An 11,751-nucleotide genomic window follows, 5' to 3' on the forward strand; every position below is an offset into this window, starting at 1 on the left:
TAATGAAGAAGGATATTATTTTTCACCCCGTGAAGGGGATTCAAGTAGCGATTGTACGGAGTATCAATGCGTTGAATGCGGAAGAATGGAACGTGATCGTGATCAACCGTAACGACGAGCCGGTTACCAGCATGTTTGTGACTTCGAAAGGGTACAGCAACAGCGAGTCGGGCGTAAATACCGATCAGCGGACATCAACATTAAGGCATTTCTTCCCAGAGATTCCTGCCGGAGGGCACGTAATAGTGGAACCAATCATGCCCGATGTTTTTCAATTGAACAACGAGTTCTGGATCAGCTATTTCATCGGTAGCCAGATCTTCGACAAGAAGTTTATCTTCGTGCCTGACAGCATTATTGAGGCAAACTTAATCACGATCGATCCCCTGGGTTTGCAAGGCGTTTTGCATGATTGACATGCAGGGTGATTGGGGACCTTGCAATGATAGCCTGTGGTCGTCAGGTATCGTAAGGCGTTGACGTTGGTTTCGTACAGCTGGATAAACAGTGAGATCTGTTTGGTAATTAGTCTTGGAAAAAGAGGAATTCGAGTTGCAAGTCCCGACATTTTTTCCATAATATTGAAATTGACATCAAGCTACTTCCATGACAATTCCTGACGCTCGATGACGATAACTGATTGACCACACCTAACACTTTTCCTCCACCACACACTATGACAGAAGATTTCAAACGCCGCGCCAAAAACTTCCTGCTCCTCGACATCGAAACAGTTTGCTCGCACCCGGGCTACGACGAGCTCCCGGAGAGGATGCAAAAACTCTGGGACAAAAAGGCGCTCGGCCTCAAAAAAGGGGACGAGTCCACTACCAATGCCGACTATTTCTACGACCGCGGAGCCATTTATGCTGAGTTTGGCAAGATCATCTGCATTGCATTCGGCGCCTACTATTGGAACGAAAAAGATGAGATCGCGTTTAAAGTGAGTAGCTTCGCCGGAGACGATGAAGTTCAGTTACTGCTGCAATTCAAGGCGTTGATTGAAAAATACCCTGCCGAACAGCTGATCCTTTGCGCCCACAATGGCAAGGAATTCGACTTTCCGTTCATTTGTCGCCGGATGCTGATCCACTGCATTGAAATCCCTAAAGCATTACAGATCACGGGCAAGAAACCCTGGGAACTTCTCCACCAGGACACCATGGATCTATGGAAATTCGGTGACTATAAAAGCTATACCTCGCTCGATTTGCTGGCTGCTGTTTTTGATATTCCGGGAAGCAAAAACGAAATGAGCGGCGCCCAGGTGACAAAGGTTTATTACGAAGAAAATGATCTGCCCAAAATTTCACGATATTGCAGAGAGGATGTGGTAGTGCTGGCACAACTGTATTTGCGGCTGCATTGCATGAGCCAAGTGCCGGAACAAAATGTCGTACGGGTTGAGTGATCTTCACTACTAAAATTACACAATCAAGCAATCGGCGGTCGGCCGCCACCTACGACCCCGGCAGCCAAATAAGTTTCCGCGAAAACGCGGGACATTTTATATATTGAATACATGAGAGATAATAAAAGTAAAAAGAAACAACAACCTGAAAAAAGGGAGGCCGCAACGCCTCATCATATTGTTTCTTACATTGATAATTTAAAGGCGGATATCGCTGCGTTCTTCGATCTGAATGCAGAGCACGCGTTCCGGCCATTCGACGTGCACGATCATTTCGGTATCCACGACAAAAAAGTGCGGCTCCTTATCAACGAAATCCTGCATGAACTGGAACAGGACGGCAGGTTGATTTATAACAAAAACGGCACTTATCACGCGGCTCCGCAGAAAGTGAAACAGACAGGGCTCACCGGTCGCGTTGAACGTGTCAACAAAGGTTTCGCATTTGTTGTAGTTGAAGGCCGTGAGGACGATATTTATGTAGACCTGGAATTGCTTAATGGTGCCTGGGACGGTGATATAGTGCAGGTACAGCCCCTTTCGAGGAGTATCCGACCAAAATCGCGCAGTGATTCGGGCCGAAACCGTACCGAAGGCCGCGTTACCGATATCATTGATCGTTCGAATGTGGAAATTGTCGGTATTATCGAGATTAATCCACGCTTCGCCGTCGTCCAGCCAGACAGTAAAAGGCTGTATGACCCGATTTTTATTGAACCGGAAGAGGTCGGAGAGGCAAACCACGGTGATAAAGTAATTGTAAAAGTAACCGAATGGCCTACCCGCAGGAGTCAGGCAGAAGGTCAGATCGTTTCCGTACTTGGCAAAGCCGGAAACAACGATGTGGAAATGCACGCAATCCTTGCTGAATTCGGATTGCCTTATCATTTCCCTGCCGAAGTAGAAGCCGAAGCCCAGAAAATCCCGGGCAAAATTGCAAAAAAGGATATCGCCAAACGCCGCGATATTCGCGATGTGCTTACATTCACCATTGACCCGGTCGATGCCAAAGACTTTGACGACGCATTGTCGGTAAGATACCTGGATGAAGATGTGGTGGAAGTAGGCGTGCACATCGCTGATGTTTCGCACTACGTTTTACCGGGCACCGAACTGGAAAAAGAGGCATTCCGCCGAGCGACGTCCGTTTACCTCGTCGATCGCACCGTGCCAATGCTACCCGAAAAGCTTTCGAACAATCTTTGCTCGCTACGCCCAAATGAGGATAGACTGGCATTTTCTGCCATTTTTGAGATTACTTCAAAAGGTAAATTGCTCAAAGAGTGGTTCGGACGAACTGTCATCCATTCCGACCGCCGGTTTTCCTACGAAGAAGCACAAGCCGTTCTGGATTCCGGAGAAGGCGATTTTCCTAAAGAACTCGACACGCTGAATAAGCTCGCGAAAGTTTTCCGGAAAGAGCGCTTCAAAAAGGGCGCTATCAACTTCGAAACACCGGAAGTACGCTTCCGCCTCGACGCCGATGGCCGCCCATTGGGCATCTACACCAAGGAACGCCACGACTCGAACAAGCTGATCGAGGAATTTATGCTGCTCGCCAACAAACGCGTGGCCGAATATGTGTATTCGCTTTCCAAAGGCGAAGACAAGAATACCATGGTATATCGCATTCACGAAGCGCCTGATACCGATCGCTTACAAACTTTTGCCAATTTCATCGCAAAACTGGGCCTCAAACTCGAAGTGGAAGAAGAAGGGAAGATCGCCAAATCCATGAACGCCCTGCTGGCACAAGTGGAAGGCAAGCCAGAGCAGAACCTGATCGAATCCCTTGCCGTGCGGACAATGGCCAAAGCGCGTTACAGTACAGATGATATCGGTCACTTCGGCCTGGCATTCAGGAGATATTCACACTTCACCTCGCCCATCCGCCGTTACCCCGACGTGATGGCTCACAGGCTGTTGCAGCATTACCTGGACGGTGGGAAAAATGTAGATAGTGAGCCGTATGAATTTGCTTCGAAGCATTCTTCCGAACGTGAACGACTTGCGGCCGAAGCGGAACGCGCATCTATAAAATATAAGCAGGTTGAGTTCATGAGCATGATGGACCCGGATCAGGAATTCGACGGCATTATCACCGGCGTTACGGATTTCGGCATTTTTGTGGAAATCACCGAAACCGCTTCCGAAGGATTGATCCGCATGACGGACCTTGGTGATGACTATTACGAGCTCGAGAAAGATAATTATCGTATCATAGGTCAGCATACCAGGAAAATATATGCATTCGGCGATGGTGTGAAGGTTAAGGTAAAAGAAACTAACCTGGCCCGCCGCAGCATGGACCTTTATCTGGCTGGCACCAAACCGGGCCGTAGAAGCGAATTCAGCCGTCCTGATTTCAACAAGGATGGTGATAGAAGATCACGCGACCGCAAGCCTAAGGAGCCACGTGGCTCTGGTAGGGTGAAACGTGGCGGCACAAGCGGTGATAGTTCGCCGAAGCCTAAGCGGCAGCGGCGGTAGTTTGTTCCCTTTTTGATTTTCTACGTTTAAATAGGACAAGCAATCTTATGTAAGATGGAAATCTGCTGCCTAACTGACGAACATGTTGCGCAGACGTTGAACTACCTCAAAGTTTCTGGGAATAAACTGGGAATGTTGGTGAATTTCGGACGCGGTAAGTTAGAATACAAGCGGCTTGTCCTTTAATTTAATGCCACGAAAACACGAATTAAGCACGAAACCTATTCGTGAATGTTCCTGCCTTCGTGGCATTAAAAATAAACGAAGCCAACATGATCAGAAAACTAAGCCTTTTACTATTCACATTATCGATTTCAACCTTCACCATCGCCCAAAAAAGCAATAAAGAAAAGGAAGAATGGCAATCCCTCTTCAACGGCAAGGACCTAACCGGCTGGGACGTCAAAATCGCGGGGCATAAGGTGAATGATAATTATAAAAACACCTTCCTCGTCGAGGACAACATGATCCGGGTGAACTACAAGGAGTACGATAAGTTCACGACGGAGTATGGGCATATGTATTACAATAAGCCCTATTCGCACTATAAAATCAGGTTACAATATCGCTTCACGGGCAACCAGGTTCCCGGCGGGGCCTCCTGGAATGTGCGGAACAGCGGCATTATGGTTCACTCGCAGTCAGCGGCTAGCCTTGGGCTCGATCAGGATTTTCCGATTTCGTTGGAAATGCAATATCTCGGGGGTTTGAATGCCGGCGAGCGTAATACCGGAAATCTTTGTACGCCGGGCACGATCGTCGATATTGATGGAAAGCTGGCAGAAGCGCATTGCATTAATTCATCCTCCAAAACCTACAATGGTGATCAGTGGGTCGATGCGGAGGCAATTGTACTCGGTGATTCGATTATTTATCACATGATCGGCGGTGATACGGTACTCGTTTACACCAATCCCCGCATAGGCGGCGGTTATGTAGGCAAAACCCACACATTCAAAGATGGTAAAGTGGGCAATGAGACCGAGTGGATCAAAAAAGACGGCACAAAGCTTGGCAGCGGCTACATCGCATTACAAGCAGAAAGCCATCCGATCGATTTCCGGAATATCGAATTGCTCAACCTGAAAGGCTGTATGGACCCAAAAGCGACCAATTACAAGTCATATTACGTTGCCGCCGACAACTCGACGTGCACCTATAAAAAGAAATAACCTTGACAAGGCGGACAATAAAACCCGATTGATTTTCGGTTTTTTATATTTTTGCAGGAATGGACGGTTCGTCTGAATCGTCCATTTTTGTTTAGAAATCAGCCCGTGCGCGAATGAAAAATATCCTTACCCGGTTTGTACTGCTCGTGGTTGTCCTGGCCGGGGTCAACTGGCTGGCTTCGTCCTTTTTCGTCCGATGGGACCTTACCGAGGACAAACGTTACAGCATTTCCGACGCTACTAAACGACTTCTGGGCAGCCTTGACAAGGATGTGATCGTAAATGTATATCTCTCCGGCGACTTCCCGGCGGGCTTCGAACGCCTCGAAGGTGCCACGCGCGAGACCTTGGAAGAATTCAAAACGTACGCCAACGGTCACCTCGTCGTTAATTATTCCGATCCGTCAGACGCAACCAGTGAGGAACAGCGCCAGAAACAATATATGAACTTGATCGATCGCGGCTTAAATCCTACCAACGTTTTCGCAAACGAAGATGGCAAGCGCACCGAAAAGATCATTTTCCCCGGCGTAATCGTACAGGCGGATACTCTTTCCGTACCTGTGCAACTCTTGAAAGGCAACAAGTCGGGCTCGCCGGAGGAACAACTCAACCAATCTTACGAAGGCGTTGAATTTGAGCTCGCCTCTGCCATCCGTGTCCTCGCGAACCCCGAAAGGAAAAAGGTAGGATTTGTGGTAAGTCATACCAAAATTTCCCCTGCCCGCCTGAGCGACCTGATCGCAACGATCCAGCAGAGCTACGACGTCTTCCTGGATATGAATAATCCGGAGTCCTACGAAGGACTTGACGCTTTGATCGTGATGAAGCCTGACAGTGCCTTTTCGGAAGAAGAAAAATACAAGTTTGACCAATATATTGTCGGCGGCGGTAAAGCGTTGTTTTTCGTTGACGGTGCACGCGTAGACAGTGTGAGCCTGGACGGCAGTTATGCTCAACCTCTCGATTTGAACCTGGGCGACTTGTTTTTCAAGTGGGGCGTCCGTGTAAATACAAATCTTGTCAAAGATCTCAACTGTGCCCAAATTCTTCTGAATGTCGGAAGTGTAGGCGATAATCCTGAGATCCAACCAATACCCTGGCGGTTCTTCCCCCTTTTGAACAACTTTGGCAAACATAGCGTCACCCGAAATCTCAATGCAGTTTACACAAGGTTTCTGAGCTCGATCGACACGGTTGGCGGAGCCAATGGCATTGCGAAAACGCCGTTGCTCATGACCTCGCCTTACACCCAACTTGTGAGCGCCCCCGCACTTGTGGGGTATAATGAAGCGCGCAAGGACCCGGAACCGTCGGAATACAGATCCGGGATCAAACTAGCCGGCGTGTTGCTGGAAGGGTCGTTCAATTCGCTCTTTCAAAATCGCATTCTGGCTGGTGACCCGCGGGCAGCGAAATTCAAGCCGAGCGGCAATGCGGGGAAAGTTATTATCTGCTCGGACGGCGACCTGATAGTGAACGACTATGATTATAAAAGGAATGCGCCGTTACCGCTCGGCTATGACCGCGTAACGAAGCAGACTTTCGGAAATAAGGATTTCGTGCTGCATGCATTGGATTACATGACCGATGCTGACGGTTTGATTAATTCACGCAGCAAACAAATCGCCATACGGGCTTTGGACAAAATCCAGATCCAGGAAAACCGGAAGTTCTGGCAGGCATTAAATCTCCTGTTACCTGTAGTACTAATAGGCGTTTTTGGAGCGATCAGGTATTATCTGCGAGTCCGAAAATTTGCGTGAAAGGCGGTCGGAGCTTCCGTAATTTTTCATACTTTTGTTCCCTACAAAATGATTTTTCGGAATCTCCACAAATAAATCTATCAACTAAACACTTACGTCACGAATTATGAAGTTTGTCGTTTCGTCATCAGTTCTACTCAAACAGCTGTCAGCTATAAACGGTGTCGTTTCAACGAACCCAATTGTGCCAATCCTTGAAAATTTCCTCTTAACACTCGACGGAAATTCTCTGACGGTGACCGCATCCGATCTTCAAACCGTGATGATCACGGAAATTGAAGTGGAATCATCCGAAAAAGGAGCTATTGCCATCCCCGCAAAGTTGCTGCTCGATACCCTTCGCGGCCTGCCCGAGCAACCTATTACGTTGCAGGTGAATGGTGAAACGTTTGGTACCGAAATAATTTCTGATAACGGACGCTATAAATTGTCCGGCGAAAACCCGATTGATTTCCCTAAAACACCGGTTGTGAACCGCGGTCAGTCGGTTGACTTTTCGTCGTCGGCATTGGGATCGGCTATTGCTAATACATTATTTGCCACCAGCACCGATGATCTCCGGCCTGCAATGACCGGGGTATTTGTCCAAATGGGAGCTGAAAGCGCTACTTTTGTCGCTACGGACGGTCACCGTCTCGTGCGCTATCGTCGTATCGACATTAAATCGGATGTTGACACATCGATGATTATCCAGCGGAAAGCACTGAACTTACTAAAAAGCTGTCTGCCTTCCGACGATGTTCCCGTAAAAGCGGAATTTACTTCATCGAATGCATTTTTCAGCTTCGGCAACATCCGCATGATCTGCCGGTTGATCGACGAACGTTTCCCGGATTACGAAAACGCGATCCCGACCAACAACCCGAATACGCTCACCATTAACAGAATGGAAATTCTAAGTTCGCTGAGACGTATTTCCATTTATTCCAACCGCACAACCCATCAGGTGCGCATGAAAATGGCGCTCAACGACCTGGTGATCTCCGCTGAAGATCTTGATTATTCAAATGAAGCCAACGAACGCCTCATGTGCGAATACAATGGCGACGATATGGAAATCGGTTTCAATGCGAAATTCCTGATTGAAGTGTTGGGCAACCTTTCCAGCAAAACCGTCACCTTCGAACTTTCTGCTCCTAACCGCGCAGGGCTCATTATTCCGTTGGATCAAGAAGAAAACGAAGACATCCTGATGCTCGTAATGCCAGTGATGTTGAACACCTACGTTTAGTCTTAACATCGCTCTCAAGATATAAAGCCCGATCTCCCGATCGGGCTTTCCTTTTTTAATACGTTATAAATCAATAAATTAAAGACTTCATTTTTAATTACGAAAAAAATCGTAGTAAACGCTTGCATGTACGATTTTTTTCGTAGACATTTGATACGAAGATTATCGTAATTAAAAATCACCATGTATATCAAGCCCACCGACTCTGAACTGGAAATCCTGAACTACCTCTGGCAGGCAGGTCCAAGCACCGTTCGTGCCGTGCATGATGCCCTTTCCGAAACCAAGGACGTTGGTTATACCACCACCTTGAAATTGATGCAGATCATGCATGACAAAGGGCTACTCTACCGCACAGAACAAGGACGATCGCACATTTACGTAGCGCTTCTCGGTCAGGAAGAAACACAGCAAAATTTTGTAGGCAAAATGGTCGAGACACTTTTTCAGGGGTCCGCGGCGCAAATGGTCATGCAAGCACTGGGGAATCACACTACCTCTAAGGAAGAACTGGATGAAATTCGTGAGTTATTAAATAACCTGGAAAACAATCGTTAGCCATGAAATTCTTCGTAAATCTTTTGCCCGGTCCAGCCGTTTCCGCATTCGGTTGGACGCTCATCCACTCCATCTGGCAGGGAACACTGCTGATGCTGATTGGCGTTGCCGCATTTTATTTTCTGAGGAAAAAATCGGCCAACACCCGCTACCTGGCAGGCGTCGGCTTCCTCTTCGCTCAGGTACTAGCCTCCGTCGCGACATTCATTTATTACTATCCTAAAACGGCCGCCGCCGTTTCAACTGCCCAGTCTCTGGCGCGCTACACCGCCCTATCTGCATCCCGGACCTGGGCGGAAGTCTCCCGAGATCTGCCTTTTACATTTAAAATGCAAATGTGGCTCACAGCCCATTTACATGAATTGGTCATTTGCTGGCTGATCGGCTCCGGCATTCTCCTGCTACGATTTGCGGGTGGCTGGATTTTCACTGAAAGACTGCGCATCAATGCGAAGGTCGTCATGGACAAGGAATGGCGCGCCCGGTTTGGGGTGATCATTGCCAAAATGGATATTTCCAAAGCCGTCGAATTCCGCGAAACTGCCAAAGTGCTGACGCCTATGGTAATTGGAGCACTCAATCCGGTAGTTTTGATTCCAATTGGCCTGCTATCTGGCTTTTCCACCGCCCAGGTAGAAGCCATTCTAGCGCATGAGCTGGCCCATATCCGCAGGAACGATTATCTGATAAATATGCTCCAATCGTTTGTGGAAGTAATTTTCTTCTTTCATCCTGCTATTTGGTGGCTCTCTGAAAAAGTCCGTGCAGAGCGCGAACATTGCTGCGACGACATTGCATTGTCCGTCTGTGGAGACAAAATGTCCCTGGCGCACGCCCTGGTAAAAGTAGCCGAATGGCAGGCGGCACCGGGATTGGCAATGGCTTTTGCCTCCAAAAAACCACTCCTCCTGCATCGGGTGCAGCGTGTATTGGGGTTAAATCCTAAGCCCGTTCGCACATTTTCCAGCCTGCCAGCAATGATTTTCGCCATCGGACTGATAATCGGCGTGTCGGCTTATGCTGTGGCGCAAAAAGTTGAAAAGGATAAAGACAGGAAAGCGGCCAAGCACATGACCGAGAAAAAACGGAGGCCAAAACTGGAAGCCCGCAAGGCACAGGAAATGGAGGAAAGGGTCGAAGTGGCTATGGCGGAAGATGTCATCACCAACGTTGAGGCTGAGTTAGCAGAGGTAAATGTGGATATCGGCGAGATCGAAATGGATGAAATGCAGACCGGAAACGATACTTTGGATCAGAAGTTATGGGCAATTAACCAAAAGATCCGGGCTATGCATGACGAATTGAAGCCTTATCATGCAAGACTCGAAGAGTTGAACCTGCAAATGGAAAAGCAAAGGTTCGAGACAGAGCGTTTCGAACGCGAAATACAGAAAATAGAATGGAAAAAGCAGCGCGCGTCGGAACTAAGAATGGACCTGATGGAAAAACGATCGGTCATTTTCAATCAGGACGCCAAGGAATCCAAAGTGAGTGACGTGGATCTTGACAAGCAACTGGCTGATTTCGAGCAGCAGATCAAAGCACAGGAGCAGGTTATTTCCGACTTGAATAACCAAATTTCCAATGCAAGAAAAGAAGCGGTTAAAGCCGACGAGCCCGAGCGGAAGTTGCAACGGGAAATCGAAGAGGTGCATTTCAAGATCAGCGAACTCGGTAAGAGAATTGGATTGGAATCATTGAGTTATGAGAAATTGCAAGGACATAATGCACCAAAGATAGCACGAAGCATGCGCGTGGCGCGAACAGGGCGGGTACAACGCTTAGCTCCCCCTCCCCCACCGCCAGTTCCCGCAGCGGCACCAGCGAAAGTAGCTAAGCCCGCACCGGCGCCTAAACCGCCGCTACCGCCTAAAAAAGACAGATAAGTTAAACTAAACAGGCAGCGATGATCCCGCTGTCTGTTTTTTGATATTGATATAAGACGTTTACTCCACTTCAATCACAACATCATCGCTCATCGGGTGGGTAACGCAGGTGAGGACGAACCCCTCCTTAACTTCCGCTTCTGATAATGCATCCTCTTCATCCATCTGCACTTTTCCCGAGGTACACCGGCCCATACATGCGGTACACATTCCCGCCTGGCATGAATAGGGCAGATCAATGTCCATATTCAATGCTGCTTCCAGCACAGTTTCGTGCGGTTTTACCGGTAGTTTGTATTCGGTACCTTCATAAAACAACGTGATTTCACGCGTTTTCGGGGAGTCGTCATCTTCTGCTTCCGGCTCTACCGTCACCTCGCCGGGTTTCGCCGATGTAGCTGTTATGAAGCTCTCTTTCCGAATTTTGGCATCGGAAATGCCCAGAATGGATAATGCCCGGTGCGATTCTTCCATCATATCTTCGGGCCCGCAAATGAAATATTCGGCTTCTTTTTTGTTCAGTGCAGACAGTTTTTCAATTATTTTGAGCAAATGGCTTTTATTCAAACGTCCCGTTTCACCTTCCCAGTCTTCCTCAGGCTGGCTTAATGTATGGACGACCGTCAAACGCTTGCCATATTTGTTCTGCAAAGCACCAATCTTATCCTTGAAAATGATGGTGTTCTCCTTTCGGCTGCCATAAATCAGGAAGACTTCACTTTCCGGTTCCACCATTAAAATGGATTTCATAATGGAAAACAAAGGCGTTACTCCACTTCCTGCTCCGATAAATACTGCCTGACGGGTCTGATCGTCGGCCTGCTTTGGGAAAAAATGGCCCATTGGCTCCAACGTTTCGAGCACATCGCCTTCTTTGATTGTATCAAGCAGCAGATTGGAAGCATAGCCGCCGGGAACGCGCTTAATAGTGATGGCCAGCGAAACGTCGGTATAAGGCGAACTCGACATAGAATACGACCTTCTGATCTTTTTATCTTCGAACGGCAGTAACAAAGTCAGGAACTGCCCGGGACGGTAGTGGACTACTTCGTTGATCGGATGCCAGAAATGGATCGTAGCAGCTTCCTCTGTCTCCTTCTCAATCTCCTTTACTTTTAGAAAATAGTATTTGCTCATTGTATATGCATCGGCGGTCCATCGTCGACGGTCGGCGGTGATCTCGCCCTGGGCACCGATTTGTTTAAAATTTATTGGTGTGTAGCTTCAACCTACAACA

At 48.0% G+C, this 11,751-nt stretch carries 10 protein-coding genes; 9 read left to right on the top strand and 1 reads right to left on the bottom strand.

The window, feature by feature from the left end; translation table 11 throughout:
* Positions 1-2: 2 nt before the first annotated feature.
* The 9 genes from LZD49_RS14755 (at position 3) to LZD49_RS14795 (ending at position 10,514) form a co-directional block, all read left to right on the top strand.
* A complete protein-coding gene (locus tag LZD49_RS14755; RefSeq protein WP_234668331.1) occupies positions 3-416 on the top strand; it encodes a hypothetical protein in 414 nt (137 codons plus the stop codon).
* A gap of 260 nt (positions 417-676) precedes the next feature.
* On the top strand, positions 677-1,411 hold the full coding sequence (locus LZD49_RS14760) for a 3'-5' exonuclease (protein ID WP_234668332.1): 735 nt from the start codon (positions 677-679) through the stop codon (positions 1,409-1,411).
* A gap of 111 nt (positions 1,412-1,522) precedes the next feature.
* Positions 1,523-3,901 (top strand): ribonuclease R, encoded by a 2,379-nt coding sequence (gene rnr, locus LZD49_RS14765; protein WP_234668333.1) that lies wholly within the window; start codon positions 1,523-1,525, stop codon positions 3,899-3,901.
* A 54-nt stretch (positions 3,902-3,955) separates the two neighbouring features.
* The gene (locus LZD49_RS14770) at positions 3,956-4,087 is read left to right on the top strand and encodes a GxxExxY protein (RefSeq protein ID WP_234668334.1); all 132 of its coding nucleotides are present in this window, start codon (positions 3,956-3,958) and stop codon (positions 4,085-4,087) included.
* Between the two features lie 86 nt (positions 4,088-4,173).
* Complete coding sequence (locus LZD49_RS14775; RefSeq protein ID WP_234668335.1) at positions 4,174-5,073, top strand: DUF1080 domain-containing protein; 900 nt, start codon at positions 4,174-4,176, stop codon at positions 5,071-5,073.
* A 113-nt stretch (positions 5,074-5,186) separates the two neighbouring features.
* Entirely contained in the window at positions 5,187-6,839 is a 1,653-nt protein-coding gene (gene gldG / locus LZD49_RS14780; protein WP_234668336.1) for a gliding motility-associated ABC transporter substrate-binding protein GldG, read from the top strand.
* Positions 6,840-6,945: 106 nt separating this feature from the next.
* Entirely contained in the window at positions 6,946-8,070 is a 1,125-nt protein-coding gene (dnaN, locus tag LZD49_RS14785; protein WP_234668337.1) for a DNA polymerase III subunit beta, read from the top strand.
* A gap of 183 nt (positions 8,071-8,253) precedes the next feature.
* Complete coding sequence (locus tag LZD49_RS14790) at positions 8,254-8,628, top strand: BlaI/MecI/CopY family transcriptional regulator (protein WP_234668338.1); 375 nt, start codon at positions 8,254-8,256, stop codon at positions 8,626-8,628.
* Positions 8,629-8,630: 2 nt separating this feature from the next.
* Complete coding sequence (locus tag LZD49_RS14795) at positions 8,631-10,514, top strand: M56 family metallopeptidase (RefSeq protein WP_234668339.1); 1,884 nt, start codon at positions 8,631-8,633, stop codon at positions 10,512-10,514.
* A 60-nt stretch (positions 10,515-10,574) separates the two neighbouring features.
* Here LZD49_RS14795 and LZD49_RS14800 read toward each other — a convergent pair whose 3' ends face one another.
* Positions 10,575-11,651: a ferredoxin--NADP reductase gene (locus LZD49_RS14800; RefSeq protein WP_234668340.1), complete on the bottom strand. Its 1,077-nt coding sequence runs from the start codon at positions 11,649-11,651 to the stop codon at positions 10,575-10,577.
* Positions 11,652-11,751: the final 100 nt, after the last annotated feature.

It is taken from the genome of Dyadobacter sp. CY261 (assembly GCF_021440085.1).
Lineage (GTDB): Bacteria > Bacteroidota > Bacteroidia > Cytophagales > Spirosomataceae > Dyadobacter.